Origin of the sequence: Rossellomorea aquimaris TF-12, assembly GCF_001648555.1 — a bacterium.
Lineage (GTDB): Bacteria > Bacillota > Bacilli > Bacillales > Bacillaceae_B > Rossellomorea > Rossellomorea aquimaris.
Genome location: NZ_LQXM01000021.1, coordinates 87,464 through 106,994, shown reverse-complemented (window position 1 = coordinate 106,994; position 19,531 = coordinate 87,464). Strand labels below are relative to the sequence as shown.

Annotated in this window: 22 protein-coding genes; 21 read left to right on the top strand and 1 reads right to left on the bottom strand. The window is 37.0% G+C overall.

The features are described from left to right. Nucleotides 1–7 precede the first annotated feature (7 nt). Nucleotides 8–1,063, top strand: coding sequence for a type 2 isopentenyl-diphosphate Delta-isomerase (gene fni / locus IQI_RS04150; RefSeq protein WP_064091014.1), 1,056 nt, complete (start codon nucleotides 8–10; stop codon nucleotides 1,061–1,063). 288 nt (nucleotides 1,064–1,351) lie between these two features. Here fni and IQI_RS20125 read toward each other — a convergent pair whose 3' ends face one another. Beyond that, on the bottom strand, nucleotides 1,352–1,483 hold the full coding sequence (locus tag IQI_RS20125; RefSeq protein ID WP_064498960.1) for a YpzI family protein: 132 nt from the start codon (nucleotides 1,481–1,483) through the stop codon (nucleotides 1,352–1,354). Between the two features lie 106 nt (nucleotides 1,484–1,589). Here IQI_RS20125 and IQI_RS04145 point away from each other — a divergent pair, with 106 nt between their 5' ends. The 20 genes from IQI_RS04145 (at nucleotide 1,590) to hisC (ending at nucleotide 19,456) form a co-directional block, all read left to right on the top strand. Next, on the top strand, nucleotides 1,590–2,198 hold the full coding sequence (locus IQI_RS04145; protein WP_064091015.1) for a YphA family membrane protein: 609 nt from the start codon (nucleotides 1,590–1,592) through the stop codon (nucleotides 2,196–2,198). After that, nucleotides 2,195–3,091 (top strand): YIEGIA family protein, encoded by an 897-nt coding sequence (locus tag IQI_RS04140; RefSeq protein ID WP_064091016.1) that lies wholly within the window; start codon nucleotides 2,195–2,197, stop codon nucleotides 3,089–3,091. The genes IQI_RS04145 and IQI_RS04140 overlap by 4 nt, the downstream gene beginning before the upstream one ends. After that, nucleotides 3,088–3,279 carry a capping complex subunit for YIEGIA gene (locus IQI_RS04135; RefSeq protein ID WP_064091017.1) on the top strand — a complete coding sequence of 64 codons (192 nt, stop codon included), beginning with the start codon at nucleotides 3,088–3,090 and terminating at the stop codon, nucleotides 3,277–3,279. The genes IQI_RS04140 and IQI_RS04135 overlap by 4 nt, the downstream gene beginning before the upstream one ends. Before the next feature lie 175 nt (nucleotides 3,280–3,454). After that, entirely contained in the window at nucleotides 3,455–4,765 is a 1,311-nt protein-coding gene (gene der / locus IQI_RS04130) for a ribosome biogenesis GTPase Der (protein WP_064091018.1), read from the top strand. A 15-nt stretch (nucleotides 4,766–4,780) separates the two neighbouring features. Then, a complete protein-coding gene (locus IQI_RS04125; protein WP_064091019.1) occupies nucleotides 4,781–5,839 on the top strand; it encodes an NAD(P)H-dependent glycerol-3-phosphate dehydrogenase in 1,059 nt (352 codons plus the stop codon). Between the two features lie 468 nt (nucleotides 5,840–6,307). Then, nucleotides 6,308–6,496: a DUF2768 domain-containing protein gene (locus IQI_RS04120; RefSeq protein WP_064091063.1), complete on the top strand. Its 189-nt coding sequence runs from the start codon at nucleotides 6,308–6,310 to the stop codon at nucleotides 6,494–6,496. Between the two features lie 49 nt (nucleotides 6,497–6,545). Next, nucleotides 6,546–7,238 carry a hypothetical protein gene (locus tag IQI_RS04115; protein WP_197489692.1) on the top strand — a complete coding sequence of 231 codons (693 nt, stop codon included), beginning with the start codon at nucleotides 6,546–6,548 and terminating at the stop codon, nucleotides 7,236–7,238. A gap of 250 nt (nucleotides 7,239–7,488) precedes the next feature. After that, nucleotides 7,489–8,967, top strand: coding sequence for a stage IV sporulation protein A (gene spoIVA / locus IQI_RS04110; protein WP_064091020.1), 1,479 nt, complete (start codon nucleotides 7,489–7,491; stop codon nucleotides 8,965–8,967). A 558-nt stretch (nucleotides 8,968–9,525) separates the two neighbouring features. Continuing rightward, nucleotides 9,526–9,798 (top strand): HU family DNA-binding protein, encoded by a 273-nt coding sequence (locus IQI_RS04105; RefSeq protein ID WP_034758336.1) that lies wholly within the window; start codon nucleotides 9,526–9,528, stop codon nucleotides 9,796–9,798. Between the two features lie 224 nt (nucleotides 9,799–10,022). Then, nucleotides 10,023–10,589, top strand: a complete 567-nt coding sequence (folE, locus tag IQI_RS04100; RefSeq protein ID WP_064091021.1) for a GTP cyclohydrolase I FolE — start codon at nucleotides 10,023–10,025, stop codon at nucleotides 10,587–10,589. 20 nt (nucleotides 10,590–10,609) lie between these two features. After that, nucleotides 10,610–10,831 carry a trp RNA-binding attenuation protein MtrB gene (mtrB, locus tag IQI_RS04095; protein ID WP_064091022.1) on the top strand — a complete coding sequence of 74 codons (222 nt, stop codon included), beginning with the start codon at nucleotides 10,610–10,612 and terminating at the stop codon, nucleotides 10,829–10,831. Between the two features lie 253 nt (nucleotides 10,832–11,084). Beyond that, a complete protein-coding gene (locus tag IQI_RS04090) occupies nucleotides 11,085–11,921 on the top strand; it encodes a heptaprenyl diphosphate synthase component 1 (RefSeq protein WP_064091023.1) in 837 nt (278 codons plus the stop codon). A 4-nt stretch (nucleotides 11,922–11,925) separates the two neighbouring features. Then, nucleotides 11,926–12,642, top strand: a complete 717-nt coding sequence (locus IQI_RS04085; protein WP_064091024.1) for a demethylmenaquinone methyltransferase — start codon at nucleotides 11,926–11,928, stop codon at nucleotides 12,640–12,642. Between the two features lie 24 nt (nucleotides 12,643–12,666). Next, nucleotides 12,667–13,629, top strand: a complete 963-nt coding sequence (gene hepT, locus IQI_RS04080) for a heptaprenyl diphosphate synthase component II (RefSeq protein WP_064091025.1) — start codon at nucleotides 12,667–12,669, stop codon at nucleotides 13,627–13,629. Between the two features lie 103 nt (nucleotides 13,630–13,732). Further along, nucleotides 13,733–14,179, top strand: a complete 447-nt coding sequence (ndk, locus tag IQI_RS04075; RefSeq protein ID WP_064091026.1) for a nucleoside-diphosphate kinase — start codon at nucleotides 13,733–13,735, stop codon at nucleotides 14,177–14,179. Between the two features lie 153 nt (nucleotides 14,180–14,332). Further along, complete coding sequence (locus IQI_RS04070) at nucleotides 14,333–15,106, top strand: CheR family methyltransferase (RefSeq protein WP_064091027.1); 774 nt, start codon at nucleotides 14,333–14,335, stop codon at nucleotides 15,104–15,106. Nucleotides 15,107–15,601: 495 nt separating this feature from the next. After that, nucleotides 15,602–16,774, top strand: a complete 1,173-nt coding sequence (gene aroC / locus IQI_RS04065) for a chorismate synthase (protein WP_064091028.1) — start codon at nucleotides 15,602–15,604, stop codon at nucleotides 16,772–16,774. 4 nt (nucleotides 16,775–16,778) lie between these two features. After that, nucleotides 16,779–17,864 carry a 3-dehydroquinate synthase gene (gene aroB / locus IQI_RS04060; RefSeq protein ID WP_064091029.1) on the top strand — a complete coding sequence of 362 codons (1,086 nt, stop codon included), beginning with the start codon at nucleotides 16,779–16,781 and terminating at the stop codon, nucleotides 17,862–17,864. 63 nt (nucleotides 17,865–17,927) lie between these two features. After that, nucleotides 17,928–18,293 carry a chorismate mutase gene (aroH, locus tag IQI_RS04055; RefSeq protein WP_064091030.1) on the top strand — a complete coding sequence of 122 codons (366 nt, stop codon included), beginning with the start codon at nucleotides 17,928–17,930 and terminating at the stop codon, nucleotides 18,291–18,293. A gap of 59 nt (nucleotides 18,294–18,352) precedes the next feature. Further along, a complete protein-coding gene (gene hisC, locus IQI_RS04050; RefSeq protein WP_064091031.1) occupies nucleotides 18,353–19,456 on the top strand; it encodes a histidinol-phosphate transaminase in 1,104 nt (367 codons plus the stop codon). Nucleotides 19,457–19,531: the final 75 nt, after the last annotated feature.

Genomic DNA, 19,531 nt, shown 5'->3' with positions numbered 1-19,531 from the left:
ATGGACAGTGACGAGAGCTCAAAGAAAACAAGACCACATTAACTATGCACTATCAACAGGTCAACAACGAAAAACGGGTTTTGATGATGTTACTTTTGTCCACCATAGCTTACCTAATATAGCGGTAGATGATGTTAATCTGCATACTCAAATTGGCGAACTTAATTGGAGTTCGCCAATTTTTATCAATGCTATGACTGGTGGCGGTGGAAAATCCACTTCTAAAATAAATGAAGAACTGGCTATATTGGCAAGAGAAACAGGTATGGCCATTGCGGTTGGTTCTCAAATGTCTGCATTGAAGGATTCAAATGAGCGTCATACATATGAAGTGGTTAGAAAAACGAATCAGAACGGAATCGTTTTTGGAAACCTTGGAAGTGAGGCAACTGTTCAGCAAGCAAAAGATGCTGTTGAAATGATAGAAGCAAATGCCTTGCAAATTCACCTTAATGTGATTCAAGAATTAACGATGCCAGAAGGGGATCGTAATTTTAGGGGTGCTTTGGAAAGGATTCAACAAATTGCTAATGGGATATCCGTTCCTGTCATCGTTAAGGAAACAGGCTTTGGAATTAGCAAGGAAGTGGCCGCATCTCTATCACATTCGAATATTGCAGCAATTGATGTTGGTGGATTTGGGGGAACGAACTTCTCTAAAATTGAGAATAAACGAAGAAGCAGGATGTTAGGATTTTTTGATGATTGGGGAATCCCAACAGCAGTATCCATCGTTGAATGTCATTCTTCCACCTCCTTGCCAATCCTTGCTTCTGGAGGTGTTCAAAGCAGCTTAGACATTGTGAAATCCTTAAGCTTAGGTGCTTCGGCCGTGGGGATGGCAGGAGTTATCTTGAAAACACTTCTTGATTCTGGACTGGATAGTACAATTGAAGAAGTAAACGAAATTCAATCAGATCTTAAATTTTTAATGTGCGCTTTAGGTTGCAAAAATCTGAGCGAGCTTCATCATGTACCAGTGGTATTGTCAGGAAATGTCTATCATTGGTTGGAGCTAAGAGGCTTGAATCCTAAAGAGCTCAGCAATCGTAATAAACAATGATTTTTAAAAAATTTCATATCTTTTAAGGAGACGAATTCTTATAGAATTCGTCTTTTTTATTGCTTTCTAATTTAATGATGCTGATACATATAGAGATAAGTACAAAATCTACAAAAAGAATGATCACTCATCACCAAAGCATGCATCATCATCAAATCAAACCAAACCATTCACATCCAGTAATTGTTCCTCGAACCAAACAAAATAATCCACTCCCCCTTAAGGAAGTGGACTTCACTTATTTATTCTCGCAAATTCATACCCATCGCATGAAGAGTTAATCCTACCTTATCTTTGTTTGTTTCTTGCTTCTTCCGGGCTTTGTAGCCCTGTTGATCCTTTATAATGCAAAGCTTGATCTCGATCAGATTCCACCTGTTTGCTTTGTTTTAATTTCTTTTCTTGTCGATCTTTACCCATTATCAACACCTCCTTCCTTTATTTTTTCTATAAGTTTTTTATTCATGCATGAATGAGATACATAAAGATTTTCCATAATGTAGATAATAAGAGGGAGTGAAACAATGTGGATGGAATTTACTATTTATGGTTCCTTTGGGGATGTTGGACATACTCAACCTTTATTATGAGTAAAAAAGACACGTTTAGATTTTATATTTCATTTTTAAGCCTGGTGTTAATCATCGTTTTTCCATATGGTGTAACGATATATTCAATGAGAATAGCAGTACCTGTACTTGTGATAATTATTGGTTGTTTTATTTATATACGTTCGCTGAGAGTAAGAGATAAATTATATTTGTTTATCACCTTATTAACAATCGGACTGACTAACTCAGGTTTAGGACTCATATCCATTTACGATCCTATTTTAATGTTTTTGGATACTGGAATAGTTGTAGCCTTTTCTTCTGTAATATTAAGTTTTCTTTTTTATCCGTCTCATTCAATGAAATACAGAGTGAGTGCTGTCGTGTTAGGCTGTATTGCCGGTGATTTTCTCTTGTGTTTTTCGTTAAATAAAATTGGTTTTTTATATTCAGTAGGTAATGGGAATTTTTTAGATTCTCTAACAATTTCTCTTTTCACTCTTATTGTCATTAAGGTATTGAATGATATCAACCATGTGGTCAATATGAAATTACAAACCAAAGGGGAAATGAATAATATATGAATGAATATGTGTACCCGGTTATTTTTGGTGTGATGGTGGGAACGTTAACTAGAATTTATATGCTTCGCACAGATTATCGCCAATACCCTACTTACTTACATGGTAAAATAATACACATCGCATTAGGGTTTATCGCTGCTGGATTAGGTACGATTGCAATACCCGCATTATTGGAAGAGAATTTCACAGCGATTACGTTTTTGACTGTTGCAGCTTCTCAATTTCGTGATGTTCGAAATATGGAAAGGAATACGTTAACAGAACTAGATGCTTATGAGCTTGTTCCAAGAGGCGCAACTTACATAGAAGGGATAGCCATTGCATTTGAAAGTCGAAATTATTTGGTCATTTTTTCTTCGCTCCTTGCGACTATTGCTTTTATTGTTTTCAATTTTTATGTTGCCTTAGTCATTGGGCTTATCTCTATGCTCATTTCTCATAAATTAATGGCTGGTGGTCGACTTCAGGACATAGTCGATATTGAGTATGTTGAGCCTCATTTTGATGGGGCAGGGCTTTATGTCGATAATATCTATATTATGAATATCGGTTTGAAAGTCAGACAAGAAGAGATTTTAAAGTATGGTATGGGCTTTGTTCTTTCTCCTAAATCATTTGATGCAAGGTCTACTATCGCAAACCTGGGGCAACGACAGGCCATTCTTCATGACATTTCCACATCCTTAGGCATTTTTAAAGATTCAGGAACTCCAGCTCTAACTCCTCTCGCTAAAAGAGATCTAGATGATGGTCGCATTGGTGTATTTGTCCTTCCACAAAGGAAGGATATCGAAAAAGCCATTGCCATTTTAGGTCAAGTGCCTACATTGGAGAATGCGATTAGAATGCCTTCAGAATCAAAAGCTAATAAGAAGGGGAGTAAGTTAGAATGAGCACAACAATCCAGAAATTCATTCTTGCAGCTGTTACTACTTCACCTGAAAGAGTACCAAGTGGGACTGCCGTATTTCATTGTAAAAGTGATTCGGAATTACAAAAGATATGTGCTAATTTAGAAGCCATTTTAGATGGTATTGCCCATGAATTAGATGAAGGACTGTTTATCATTGTGAAACATTGATTGCTAGATTATTCTTTTATTGATAAAATAGTAAAGTTAGGGGACTGTCCCATAAGGAAATAAGACCTTAAGGGCCAGTCTTTCTTATTCATAGTACTTGACATCAAGAATTGAAAAGGCTTAAAAGAGGAAATGTAAGAAAAGTAAAAAGTTTCTTACAGAAAGGGTGAAAAACGTGTCAAAACCAGTCGTAGCCATCGTAGGGCGTCCAAACGTAGGAAAGTCCACGATTTTTAATAGAATTGTTGGAGAAAGAATATCAATAGTTGAAGATGTTCCAGGAGTTACAAGAGATCGAATATATAGTTCAGCTGAATGGTTAACGCATGAGTTTAATATGATCGACACAGGTGGTATAGAATTAGGTAATGAACCATTTTTAGATCAAATTAGACAGCAGGCAGAAATTGCCATCGATGAAGCAGACGTCATTGTATTCTTAACGAATGGTCGTGAAGGTGTCACTGCTGCAGACGAGATTGTTGCTAAAATTTTATACAGATCAAAAAAACCGGTAGTGTTAGGCGTTAATAAAGTGGATAATCCTGAAATGAGAGAAATGATTTATGACTTTTACTCATTAGGTTTTGGAGAACCATACCCAATTTCGGGATCTCACGGGCTTGGTTTAGGAGATCTGCTAGATGACGTGGTTAGACATTTTAAAAAGGATGAAGAAGACGATTATGCTGAAGATGTTATTAAGTTCTCTCTCATCGGTCGACCAAACGTAGGAAAGTCTTCACTCGTTAACGCATTACTGGGTGAAGATAGAGTTATCGTAAGTAATGTAGCAGGTACAACAAGAGATGCAGTGGATTCATCTTACTCCTTTGAAGGACAAGATTATGTCATTATTGATACTGCAGGTATGAGAAAAAGGGGAAAAGTATACGAAACAACGGAGAAATATAGTGTACTTAGAGCCCTTAGAGCCATTGAACGCTCAGACGTCGTCTTAGTGGTTATTGATGGGGAAGAGGGAATTATTGAACAAGATAAGAAAATTGCTGGATACGCTCATGAGGCTGGTCGAGCAGTAGTGATCGTAGTGAATAAATGGGACGCTGTTGAAAAAGATGAAAAAACCATGAATAAATGGGAACAGAACATTCGTGACCATTTTCAATTTTTAGACTATGCTCCCATCGTATTTCTTTCAGCAATAACGAAAAAGAGAATTCACACATTACTGCCAGTCATTAATATAGCTAGTGAAAATCATGCATTACGTGTTCAATCCAGTGTACTAAATGAAGTAGTGATGGATGCAGTTGCCATGAATCCTACTCCAACAGATAATGGTAAGAGGTTAAGAATTTATTACGCTACACAGGTTGCTGTTAAGCCGCCAACCTTTGTTGTATTTGTAAATGATCCAGAATTAATGCACTTTTCGTATGAGCGTTTCTTAGAAAATAGAATACGTGATGCATTTGGATTTGAAGGTACTCCTATTCGTATTATCGCTCGTGCTAGAAAATAATTAGGTAGGTGTGAAATGTTGAAAAAATCCCAAAAGATTACGGTAATTGGAGCAGGTAGTTGGGGGACAGCACTTTCAATGGTCCTTGCAGATAATGGGCTTGAGGTAAGGTTATGGGGTCATAAAGAAGATCAAATCAATGAAATTAACCAACACCATACAAATCAAAAGTATTTAAAAGAAGTGGAACTCCCAGAGTCTATTATTGGGTATTCTAACCTTCAACAATCTATTGAGGAAATCGATACCATTATTCTAGCTGTTCCAACGAAAGCAATTCGACCAGTATTACGTCAAATACAAGAAGTTCAAAGTACTCCTTTAACCATTGTTCATGTTAGTAAAGGAATTGAACCGGATTCTCTATTAAGAATATCTGAAATGATTGAAGATGAGATGGAGTCAAAAAACTTACATGCAGTTGTTGTGCTTTCAGGACCAAGTCATGCGGAGGAAGTGAGCTTGAGACACCCAACTACTGTAACGGTATCCTCGAAGGATATGAAGGCTGCTGAGTCGGTTCAGGATATGTTTATGAATCAAAACTTTAGAGTTTACACGAATCCTGATTTACTTGGGGTAGAGATTGGCGGAGCTTTAAAAAATATTATTGCTCTAGCTGCGGGAATAACTGATGGACTTGGTTATGGCGATAATGCAAAAGCTGCCCTTATAACTAGAGGTCTAGCAGAAATCGCTCGTTTAGGAACTAAAATGGGGGCAAATCCTCTTACCTTCTCAGGGTTAACAGGAATAGGCGACCTTATTGTTACTTGTACAAGTGTTCATTCAAGAAACTGGAGAGCAGGTAATATGCTTGGTAAAGGTCGTAATCTTGAAGAGGTGCTCGATAACATGGGAATGGTTGTAGAGGGTGTTCGCACAACAAAAGCAGCTCATCAGCTGGCTGAGAAATATGAAGTGAAAATGCCGATTACGGATGCTTTGTATGAAGTGTTATTTAATAATGTAGAAGCAAAAGAAGCCGTTGATCATTTAATGGCACGTGTTAAAACCAATGAAATGGAAGACCTGGTGAATATATTAGGTGAACGTTTCATAGAAGAAGAATAAAATCCATCTATTATAGGCATTCGAGGATGCGGATAGCAGCTCTGTTGCATACACTGTGATGAATATATACAGCTTTGCCTATAGATGGGTAGGTCTCATTTATGAGCATCTCACCTGTTTTAAAACCAACTTGTAAAGTTGGTATTAAAACAGGTGAGTGCTCTTCTTTTATGTAGGTTCATTTCTTGAAGCTTGTTGCTACCTTGTATAGGAGAAGTTGACCTTCGCTTGCAGTAGGGAATGCGGTGAGCATCCTCGTCGGTGTGCTTCATCATTTAAGCAAACCTTGTTGACAAAGCCATTGACTGAACTCTTATTAAAAAGACAACAACCTTTGTGAATAGTGCCTTTATGTAGCTGTTATTTGCAGTTTATAACATTTTATTGAACAAAGAATCTTCCCTATTCTTTTAGAAAAAACTTATGATATAATACATTCGATAACAGGAGGGATGTTTCTTGAATTCGATGATGAAAATGTGGATCTCATTTGGTTCTATGGGGTTCATGTTCTTTGCGATTTTAACCATTTATTTCAGTCGATATAAAATCAAACAAAAATTTTTACGATTTATCACTGCTTTCGTGGCGTACATATTAATGATTGCCGGTGGTTTGATGATGATCTATATTGTATTTAGTGGGCCTACCAATTAAAGAGGCTCTACAAGTGAAAGGACGTTTTAGATTGAAGCGCTTTGGATTAATGGCAATACTTCTTATTTCAACAATGACGATACTGTCTGGATGCTTATACCCTGAGCAAAAACTAAATCAGAATCAAATTCCTTACGATACTCAGGTGAAAACTGTTCAGGAAGCAGTGGATCAGTACAAAAATAACAATAATGGATTACTTCCTATAAAAACAAAAGATCAAGACACTCCTATCTATCAAAAGTATCCCATAGACTTCAGAAAGCTTAGTCCTCAATTTCTGGCAGAAATTCCTGGAAACGCATTTGAAAACGGTGGTGTCTTTCAATACGTTCTAACAGATGTAGAGGAAAACCCCACAGTAAACATTTTCGATTTGCGTATGGCTGAAAAGATAAGAGAAGTAAGAATTAGAATACAGGCACAAGGATACCCTCCATTTAAAGAAGAAATATCTAAAAATGTATATACTCTGAATTACAAGGAGTTAGGATATGATGGAGAAGTGTACGTCAATAGCCCTTATTCTAATAAAAATCTTCCCTTAGTCATCAATGGTAACGGGGATATTTTTGTTGACTACTCTATGGACTTATATGAAAAAATTCAAACAGCAGAAAATATGCCCGAACCAGGCGAAGATATTAGGGGATTACTCACGAAAGACTCTGTTTTTGTACCAGCATATTCTTTACCATATACCATTAATGAAAAATCTGAACCTGTCTTTATGACAAAATAGGCATAACCCTTTTCTTACAAAATATATTGTAGGGGAAGGGTTATTATTTTTATGTCATTTTTTATAAAGGGTTTACTTTAATACAAATGATCATAAATGCTAAGACATAATAAATTTCATTTTTTTATCATAAGGAGGTAAAAAAAACATATTAATAGTCATAAGTCATTAGGACAACATCATAAATATAGAATGTGAGACAGAATACACGGATGAAACATCCCTGGAATATAAGATGGGAGGGAATCTCTTGGAAAGAGTCGATCTATTTAAGGACATTGCCGAAAGAACTGGCGGAGATATCTATTTAGGTGTGGTAGGAGCAGTACGAACGGGGAAATCTACTTTCATAAAAAAGTTCATGGAATTAGTAGTCCTTCCTAATATTGCTAGTGAGTCAGAGAGAGCTAGAGCACAGGATGAGCTTCCTCAGAGTGCAGCTGGAAGAACCATTATGACAACAGAACCAAAGTTTGTACCGAATCAAGCCATCTCAGTTCATGTAGATGAAGGCCTAGAGGTTAATGTGAGATTGGTGGACTGTGTAGGTTATACTGTACCAGGAGCTAAAGGATATGAGGATGAGAATGGTCCTAGAATGATTAATACACCTTGGTACGAAGAGCCTATACCGTTTCACGAGGCAGCTGAAATTGGTACTCGAAAAGTTATCCAGGAACACTCTACGATTGGTGTAGTCGTGACCACTGATGGTTCTATTGGGGAAATCGGAAGAGGAGACTATATTCAGGCAGAAGAACGTGTAATTGAAGAGTTAAAAGAAGTAGGAAAACCATTTATTATGGTGATTAACTCAGCTAGGCCCCATGCCCCTGAAACGGAAGACCTAAGAGTGAAGCTCCAGGATAAATATGATATTCCTGTTCTTGCTATGAGTGTTGAAAGTATGAGAGATTCAGATGTATTAAATGTACTTCGAGAAGCATTATTTGAATTCCCGGTGCTGGAAGTGAATGTAAACCTTCCTAGTTGGGTTATGGTGCTGAAAGAAGAGCATTGGTTACGTCAAAATTATCAAGAAGCAGTGAAGGAAACAGTAAAGGATATTAAACGATTAAGAGATGTCGATCGAGTTGTACATTACTTTAGTGAGTTTGATCACATCGAAAGGGCAGGACTGGCAGGAATTGATATGGGGCAAGGTATAGCAGAAATTGATTTATATGCTCCGGATGAACTATACGATGAAGTATTAAAAGAGATTGTAGGGGTAGAAATTCGTGGGAAAGATCACTTATTAGAATTAATGCAAGACTTTGCTCATGCCAAGGCTGAATATGACCAAATCTCTGATGCTCTAAGAATGGTTAAGCAAACGGGTTATGGTATTGCCGCACCGTCACTTAATGATATGAGCTTAGATGAACCTGAAATCATAAGACAAGGAGCAAGATTTGGGGTCAGTTTAAAAGCTGTAGCTCCTTCTATTCACATGATAAAGGTAGATGTACAATCAAAATTTGAACCGATCATAGGTACTGAAAAACAAAGTGAAGAGCTGGTTCGCTATTTAATGCAAGATTTCGAAGATGACCCACTATCCATTTGGAATTCAGATATATTCGGCCGAAGCTTAAGCTCAATTGTTAGAGAAGGCATACAGGCAAAGTTATCATTAATGCCGGAGAATGCTAGATATAAGTTGAAAGATACGTTAGAAAGAATCATTAATGAAGGTTCTGGTGGATTAATCGCCATTATCTTATAAGATAACAAGAAACACAAAAAGACTCTCCTCACAGGGAGTCTTTTTGTGTTTCCCATCCCTTTTGAGAGGGTGCATCCTCAAGCTACTCTAATTTACAGAGGCCCATAAAAAGTATTTCTACTATACAGGGTAATAGTAAAGATGCCGTTAAATTGACTCAATGTTGGAGATTTCTTTAAATATTATCTAGAAAAAATGTTTAGGGAAATGTATGTTTGGGAAGTAAGGTAGAGTAACTGTTAAATAAAATGATGCTTTTTTTGTAGGATCGGTGATAAAGTGATAGATTGTATTTAAGGTGAAAATCATGAAAATAAGGTGAATTTAGTCAATTTTTATCGTAAATAAGAAAAGATTCCCATTATTTCTTGAATAATTGTTGCTAAGGACAATCTATTGTGATAATCTTTTAACAGAATTGTTGTTGATTATTGATTCAACAACGTTTTCAAGCGATTTTTCTTTACATAATGTATAGAATCCGCTAAAGTTGTTTACTAATGATAATAAAGTAAATGAATCATGACTGAGACATTTCCTTGGGAGGAGGTGAATGGCATGAACAAGACAGAACTAATTAATGCTGTTGCAGAAGCTGCTGAGTTATCTAAGAAGGACGCTACAAAAGCGGTTGACGCTGTTTTTGATACAATTCAAAACTCACTTGCAAACGGTGATAAAGTACAATTAATTGGATTCGGTAACTTTGAAGTACGTGAGCGTGCAGCCCGTAAAGGTCGCAACCCACAAACTGGAGAAGAAATCGAAATCTCAGCTAGCAAAGTACCTGCTTTCAAACCAGGTAAAGCGCTTAAAGAAGCTGTAAAATAATTACATACTTTGATGAGCGTAAGAAAGGTCGCATGAAGATGCGGCCTTTTTTTCTTTTTTATAGTATGGTTGAGCCAGCTTTATTTTATGTAAAAAATTTGTGATTTTTATCGGATCTTTATATTTTCTAAACTTCTAAAGCACTAGTCTTTGATGACTTTATAGGCTTATGCTAATATTAACAATGTTACTATTTCTTTAAGTTATTTTAGGAGGACAACATAATGGCAGAAGTCAATCATGCCCAATTAGAGGAAGCAGTTCGGTTAATTTTAGAGGCAATTGGAGAAAATCCTAATAGAGAAGGTTTATTAGATACTCCAAAACGAGTTGCGAAAATGTATGCAGAGGTATTTTCAGGGTTGGATCATGATCCGAAAGAATACTTTGAAACTATATTTAGTGAAGATCATGAAGAGTTGGTACTTGTAAAGGATATTCCTTTTTACTCCATGTGTGAGCATCATCTCGTTCCTTTTTACGGAAAGGCACACGTAGCATATATTCCACGTAACGGAAGGGTTACAGGTCTAAGTAAACTTGCAAGAGCAGTAGAGTCTGTTGCGAAAAGACCGCAGCTTCAAGAAAGAATTACTTCAACAGTTGCTGATTCTATCATGGAGACATTGGAACCTTATGGTGTGATGGTAGTAGTGGAAGCTGAACATATGTGCATGACCATGAGAGGCGTGAAGAAGCCAGGGTCAAGTACGATAACAACTTCCGTAAGAGGAACATTTAAAGAGGACTCTCAAGCTCGAAACGAAGTTCTTTCTTTCATAAAGAATTAAGAAAGTAGGAGTGATCGAAGATGAATTCAAATGAATATGTGGTCATAAAAGCGACTGAAGATGGTGTGAACGTAATCGGATTAACGAGAGGTACAGACACACGATTCCATCACTCTGAAAAGCTTGATAAAGGGGAAGTGATGATTGCGCAATTTACTGATCATACTTCTGCCATCAAAGTAAGAGGTAAAGCGACAATCATGACTAGTTACGGTGAGGTTGAAAGCGAAAACAAGAAATGATTACAGGATGAGGGGTAGACAATGAAGATGATTCTTCCTAGTCGTCCCCTTTGTTATCAATTCAGATGACAAGAGAGACCCGGTAATACCTCCTCTAAATCAATCTTCGTAGATGGTCGTTCCTCCCATATCGTCAGAACAAGATGTAAAGACCCAGGGAAAGACTGATTCCCTATAAAAGCACTTTTTATGGTATAATATCTAATGCTGAAATTTTTAGACTGATACATAGTAGAAATGGGGATAAAAGGGTATGAAATTCATTGATTGTAACCATCAAGCGAATATCATTCATCAATACATAGATGAGCAGCTACACCACTCGTACTTAAAGGAGTATATCGATCAACCGACCATCGACCGTGATCGTATATTTTTTTTACTCCTTCCATTTATGAATGAGGGACGGACCTTCAATAAAGAAATTGTACAGTGGATTTCTACTGCTATGTTATTGCAGATAGCCCTTGATACCCATGAGAAGGTTACACTATCTCAACATGATTCATTAAAAGAAAGACAACTCACTGTTCTTGCCGGAGTGTACTTTAGTAGTCTTTATTATAAAATTCTTGCAGATACAGATGATGTTGACCTCATTTCTACACTGGCTAGAGCCATTAAAGAAATTAATGAAAGCAAAATATCTATATATAAAGAAGAATATAAGAATCTTGATGAATTATTGTTTAGTTTAAAAACAAGAGAGTCAGCAATCGTCTCTAACTTTTTTTCCTTTTTTCATGAGGACAATTGGGTTGAGGTTGTAGAGCAAGCACTCCTTTATAAAAAGCTTGTTCAAGAGCGAGATGGCTTACAAAGGAATCAAGATACTACCTTTTTAAAAGCTTTATCGTCGTTAATGCTGCATTCATCCAAGAGTCAATCTACCCCCTTAACGAATACGAACGAGGAGTACCAACTCTTAGAAACGACCATTGATGAGTTAATTGAAAAAACAAAAAAGACCATCCATTCACATTTGGAAAATAAAGAACCACTTTCACCATATTTTAAAAAGTTTATAGTGGAGTTACTGCCATATGCTAATCTACAACCATTGACGAAACTATATGCGGAAGAAGGGTAAAAGAATGAACGAGTCAAAAGAACAAAGAGTACACGGTGTTTTTGAAAAAATATATTCTAATTATGATAAAATGAACTCGGTCATTAGCTTCCAACAGCATAAGAAATGGCGAAAAGAGACAATGAAGTATATGGATGTCCGCCAAGGATCTGATGCATTAGATGTTTGTTGTGGGACTGCTGATTGGACTCTGGCCATTGGTGAGGAAGTTGGGGACACTGGCAAAGTGTTTGGCTTGGATTTCAGCCAAAATATGCTTTCTATCGGAAAAGAGAAAGTAAAAGAATCCCCCTTGAATAATATTGAGCTCATTCATGGGAATGCCATGGAGTTACCCTTTGAGGATAATACGTTTGATTATGTAACGATCGGATTCGGTTTACGTAATGTTCCGGACTATCTGCATGTCTTAAAAGAAATGAACCGGGTATTAAAACCTGGCGGTATGGCTGTTTGTCTTGAAACTTCTCAGCCAACAATGGTTGGTTTCAGACAGCTTTACTATATGTATTTCCGCTTTGTTATGCCTATATTTGGAAGAGTGTTCGCTAAGAGCTTCTCAGAGTATTCTTGGCTACAAGAGTCAGCAAGAGACTTCCCAGGTATGAAAGAATTAGCCAACATGTTTGAAGAAGCAGGCTTCAAGGATATACATGTGAAACCATACAGTGGTGGGGTCGCTGCCATGCATGCAGGTTATAAAAAAGCAAGTAAATCGTAAATTAGTAAACTAGGTGGAAAAACTATGAAGCTAAACAGAATGTATTCGTTTCTGAAGACGGATATAGATGAAATTGAAAAGGAACTGGAAGTTGCAATCGAATCTGAATCCCAACTTCTTCAAGAGGCGTCCCTTCATCTTCTGCAAGCAGGGGGAAAAAGAATTCGTCCTGTGTTTGTCCTGCTTTCAGCAAAATTTGGACAATATGATATCAATAGTGTGAAAAATGTTGCTGTTGCACTCGAGCTCATTCATATGGCATCCCTTGTTCATGATGATGTAATTGATGATGCTGAGTTAAGAAGAGGGAAACCAACAATTAAAGCCCAGTGGGATAACCGGATTGCTATGTATACAGGTGATTATATATTTGCAAGAGCTCTTGAGTATATGACAATTGTTAAAGCACCTGAAGCCCATCAAATTTTGTCCCAAACGATTGTAGAGGTTTGTAAGGGTGAAATTGCACAAATTAAAGATAAGTATCGTTTTGATCAAAATTTACGTGACTATCTGTTAAGAATTAAGCGCAAAACGGCTTTACTTATTGCTGTTAGCTGTCAGCTTGGTGCCATTGCTGCTGGGGCCACTGAAGAAGTACATAAACGATTATTTAGATTCGGCTATAATGTTGGAATGAGCTTTCAGATTACCGATGATATATTGGATCTCACAGCAAGCGAAGAAGAGCTGGGTAAGCCTGCTGGAAGTGACTTGTGGCAAGGGAACATAACCCTTCCGATTCTTTATGCTATGGAGGATTCGGAATTAAAGAAGAAAATTGAAAGGGTCACAGAACATACTTCTTCAGACGAAATGAAATCCATTATATCTGCTATTGTTGCTTCAGATGCAATAGAACGTTCTCACCGTATTAGTAAGCTTTATTTAGATCGGGCATTGAAAGACTTGGATGCTCTTCCTTATAACCGTGTGAAGAAAACGTTAAAGAATATTGCAAACTTTATTGGAAAAAGAAAATATTAAGAAAATTTAAAATGGAAACGTTGCCAAAATCCCTAATCAGTGTTACTATTTTTCGTGGGACGTCCTCGGACAGACTATACATACATAATTAGGAGTGGGGAAGATGGAAAAGACTTTTTTAATGGTAAAGCCAGACGGAGTACAAAGAGGGTTAATCGGTGATGTTGTATCACGTTTTGAAAAAAAGGGCTTTCAATTAGTTGGAGCTAAGCTTATGAGTATTTCTACTGAGCTTGCAGAAGAGCATTATGGTGAGCACAAAGAGAGACCATTCTTTGGAGAACTAGTTGACTTTATTACTTCTGGTCCTGTATTTGCAATGGTTTGGCAAGGTGAAAATGTTATCTCAACAGCACGTGGAATGATGGGAGCAACAAATCCTAAGGACGCTGCTACTGGGACAATCCGTGGGGACTTTGGTTTAACAGTAGGGAAAAATATTATTCACGGTTCGGATTCTTCTGAAAGCGCTGTTAGAGAAATTGGCTTATTCTTCAAAGAAGAAGAGCTTGTTGAATATTCTAAATTAATGAATGAGTGGATTTACTAATCCATCCTTATAATATGAAAAAGAAGGCAAGTCGACAAAATCGACTTGTCTTTTTTGTATAATAAACTAATTTTCATTTAACAATTTCAGCCTTTGTTCGATATATTCAATATAAACATATAAACCGTTTCATATGCAGAGAGAGTGGATACCATGTCAAAGGATTATCTGGATTTTATTGATGGAATAAAAAGAAAAACAGGAATTGATTTGTCTCTATACAAAGAGGCACAAATGAAGCGAAGACTAACAGCTTTATATGAAAAGAAAGGCTACGGGAGTTTTCAAGAATTTCTTAAGTTTATTAACCAAGATGCTGAAGAGATGGAAGGGTTTCTAGATCGGATGACAATTAATGTTTCTGAGTTTTATAGAAATTATAAGAGGTGGCAGGTTTTAGAAGAGAAAATACTACCTAGGCTTTTAAAAGGAAACAGAACCCTTAAAGTTTGGAGTGCTGCTTGCTCAACAGGTGAAGAACCTTATACCTTAGCCATGATGTTATCGAAATACATACCTTCGTCTCAAATTTCAATTCTTGCAACGGATATTGATAGAAATGCAATTCAGCGAGCGAAAAATGGTGTTTACCCTGAACGCTCCTTAAATGAAGTACCAATTGATATGAAAGAAAAATTTTTCTCTCAAGAAGGTTCATTATTTAGGGTGACAGAAGAAGTGAAAAGAACTGTTACCTTTAAAAATCAAAATTTATTAGCTGATCGGTTTGAAGATAACTTCGACTTGATTGTTTGCCGGAATGTATTGATTTATTTTACTGAAGAGGCAAAGGATTTGCTTTATAAAAAATTTAATTCTTCTTTAAAAAAAGATGGAGTGTTTTTTGTAGGGAGTACAGAGCAAATCTTTAATCCGGGTCAATATGGGTTTGAAACAGAAGATACGTTTTTTTATAAAAAAATATAATGTCTAAAAACGATGGGGGTCAATCGCAAATACACTTTGCTACCCATCGTTTTTTTAGTTTGGCTGTTCCCGCAAAGATTGTTGTTCAATAACCTGTCTTTTGAAAATTCTGTCCACCATCTATAAGGATAAAAGTGACAGAGCTAAATAAAAACAAAAAGCAAAAGTAATTCTACTATACAAGATAAAATCGATCACTCCACAATTGAAAAATGCAGGTTTCTTCACTTGAAAGGTATTTATATTAGTCTATATTTAGTAACTAATGGTTAGAAAGCTGATTTTCGCTGCAATCAACCATCACTTTCTCATCTAAAATAGCAACAATCTTTACGAAAACAGTCATTAGTTAAAAAGGTGTATGAACAGCATTTTTTTAAAATCCGAAAAAAGAGTTAGTATCTTCAAAATTTTTAAATTCAGGTACTATGAAAAAATGTAATTTCTATGTTATATTGATACATAATTCTTTAACGAGTTGAAGGGGGAAAGTAAATGAGATACTTAACATCAGGTGAATCACATGGACTACAATTAACGACAATTATTGAAGGCTTACCGGCGGGAATGCCATTAGAGTCTGAGGATATAAATGAAGATTTAGCAAGAAGACAGAAAGGTTATGGCCGTGGCCGAAGAATGCAAATAGAAAAAGACCGTGCCCAAATCGTAGGCGGGGTCAGACATGGATATACTCTAGGCTCTCCACTTGGATTGGTTGTAGAGAATAAGGATTGGACTCATTGGACAAAGGTAATGGGAATTGAACCTTTAGAACTGGGTGAAGCAGAAGAGGTAAAGAGAAAAATCTCTAGGCCGAGACCAGGTCATGCTGACTTGGTTGGTGGAATGAAATACGGACATAGGGACCTTAGAAATGTTTTGGAAAGGTCTTCTGCAAGAGAAACAACCGTAAGGGTAGCAGCAGGTGCAGTGGCAAAGAAATTATTAAAGCTTCTTGGAATTGATGTCGTTGGACATGTGCTAGAAATCGGTGGTATTAAAGCAGAGAAAGTACAATATGATTCTGTTGACCAGCTGAAAAAGAATACAGAAGAATCTCCCGTTCGGTGTCTTGATGAAGATGCGGCTCAGCGTATGATGAACTTAATAGATGAAGCAAAGTCGAATGGAGATTCTATTGGAGGAGTAGTAGAAGTTATTGTCGAGGGGATGCCTCCTGGTGTTGGCAGTTATGTTCACTATGACCGTAAGCTTGATGCAAAGATTGCCATGGCAGTGATGAGTATAAATGCTTTTAAGGGTGTCGAATTTGGTCTGGGGTTTGAAATGGCTCGAAAACCTGGAAGTGAAGTTCATGACGAAATAGCGTGGAGTGAAGAGGAAGGCTACTTCCGCAAGACGAATCGATTAGGCGGCTTCGAAGGTGGAATGACGACTGGAATGCCAATCCATGTCAAAGGAGTCATGAAGCCTATCCCAACCCTTTATAAACCTTTACAGAGCGTTGATATCGAAACGAAGGAGCCTTTTAAAGCGAGTATTGAAAGATCTGATAGCTGCGCTGTTCCTTCAGCTAGTGTTGTAGCAGAAGCTGTGGTTGCTTGGGAACTTGCATCGGCTTTGGTGGAGCAATTTCATAGCGATCAATTTGAAAAACTAAAGGAAGCAATTGATATTCAACGTCAAGACTCAAAGGAGTTTTAATGATATGAAACAGGTGACCATTCAAACTCCTTCCAAGACTTACCCTGTGAAGATTGGGGAAGAAATGACGAATGAAATCGTGATGTTCATTAAGAAACGTTTTCCGAAAGTATCCAACGTGTGGATTATTGCAGATGAAGAAGTGTTTACACTTCATGGAACCTCTCTTGCAGTAACTTTAAAAGATTTTTTTAAATTGACCATTTACAAAGCTCCTAAAGGTGAATACGCCAAAAGCTTTCGTGTTTATGAAGAGGCAATTACCCATGGCTTAGAACATAAAGTAGATCGTCACTCACTTGTATTAGCGTTTGGAGGAGGAGCGATTGGTGACCTTGCTGGATTCGTAGCATCCACGTACATGAGAGGGATACCCTTTATTGGAGTACCAACCACAATATTGGCTCATGATAGTGCTGTTGGAGGAAAAGTAGCGATCAATCACCCTTTAGGGAAAAATATGGTGGGCCAGTTTTATCAGCCTGAAGGTGTGTTTTTTGATTTGAATTATTTTAAAACCCTTCCGGAAAAAGAAGTTTTATCTGGCTTTGCAGAGGTGATTAAACACGCTTTTCTATCAAGTTCATCATTTTTAGAAGAGATCATGAGCTCGTTTCATTCTGTGAATAATCTAGACAAGAAATTTCTTATTGACTGTTTAGTTAAGGGCATAGAGGTGAAAGGAGATATTGTATCCAAGGATGAAAGAGAATCAAATATTCGTGCCTTTTTGAACTTTGGCCATACGTACGGACATGCTGTTGAAAGCTCAAGTGGCTATGGAAATAGGACTCATGGTGAATCAGTCATGATCGGAATGATTTATGCTTTATACTTAAGTAAGATCTATTATAATCTATCCTTTAATCTGAGCACCTTTATTACTTGGATCAAGTCGATTGGTTATGATTTAAAAGTTCCAGATTCAATCTCTTTTGAGGTTCTCTACCAAGGAATGCAGCATGATAAGAAGTCTCAAGACGGGGTGCCTGTATTTGTCTTATTGAGAAGTATTGGTGAACCTGAGATGGTCAAGGTTTCGAAGGAAGATCTGATTAAGGCGGATGGATTTATTAGACAAATAACATAATCTTAAAGGCTCTGAGAAGAATAGAGTTGCAAGTGCAAGGAATAAAAAAGGAGTGTGAGTAGAATGATTAGGGGAATTCGTGGTGCAACCACAGTAGATGTGGATAGTGAAAAAGAAATTCTCCATTCAACTAATGAGCTTCTTAAAGAAATGATTTTACATAATAAAATCAAAGCAGAGGAAGTAGCTTCTGTATTTATCTCGGCTACGAATGATTTAACCAGTTCTTTTCCTGCTAAGGCATTACGGAAATTTGATGAATGGAAGTATGTTCCTGTAATGTGTATGCAAGAGCTCGATGTACCTAATGGTTTATCTCGTTGTATTAGAATTATGATTCATTATAATACGTCAACACCCCAACGGGAAATTCAACATATTTATATGAAAAGGGCCATTAGCCTAAGGCCTGACTTAAAAGAAGAGTAACATTTTTCCATTGTGTTAAATAACCTTCTTATGAAAGATGATTGAAAGGAAGTTTTATGATGAAGTGGAAACCCCAGATCGAATCTCTTAAAGCATATCAACCCGGAAAAACTATGGAGGATGTACAAAAGCTTTATAAGCTTGAGAAAGTGGTGAAGCTAGCTTCAAATGAAAATCCCTTTGGGTGTTCAGCAAATGTACAAAAGTACTTACAAGAAACAGCTTTATCTCAAGCAATCTATCCTGATGGATATGCTAAGGATTTACGATTAAAAGTAGCGGAGCATCTTTCAGTTGAACCAACTCAATTAATATTCGGAAATGGTTCCGATGAAGTAATAGAAATGATCGCTAGGGCTCTACTGGATAGTGGTAATAATACAGTAATGGCAACACCGACATTTCCACAATATAAACATAACGCAATTGTAGAAGGGGCAGAAGTTAGAGAAGTACCACTTGACTTAAAAGGAAAACATCAGTTAGGCAGAATGCTGAAAGAGATAGATGACTCTACATCGGTTGTATGGCTCTGCTCTCCGAACAATCCAACTGGTGAATATATTCGACACAATGAGTTAGTTTCATTCCTTAATTCTGTTCCTCCTCACGTGTTGGTTGTATTAGATGAAGCCTATTTTGAATATGTCGTGGCTGAAGATTATTATGATTCATTAGAATTACTAAAGTCTTATCCTCAACTACTAATTACTAGAACTTTTTCAAAGGCCTATGGTCTAGCAGGCTTCAGGGTAGGATATGGAATCGGAAGCCATGAAGTAATAAGTAAGCTTGAGCCTATACGCGAACCATTTAATAATAATTCTTTAGGTCAAGGTGCTGCTGCGTCGGCTATTGAAGATCAAGCATTTATCAAAGAATGTAGTGAGCAGAATCGAGAGGGGCTTAATCAGTACTATCGTTTTTGTGAAGAGAATCAATTGCACTACATTCCATCACAAGCAAATTTTATACTCATTGACTTTGGTGTTAATGGTGATGAGGTATTTACATTTCTAATGAGTAAAGGTTTTATTGTAAGGTCTGGACAGGCTCTAGGATATCCGAACTCTGTTAGAGTAACTGTGGGATCCCAAGAACAAAACGAGGAAGTAATAGAAAAAATGAAAGAGTTTCTTAAAGAGTTAAAAAAAACAAAATGACTTAGGAAGTAGTCGGAAGGGAATCACGTCGTGAACCCTTTCCGACTTTTTTCAAACTACACGAGGTGGAGGAAA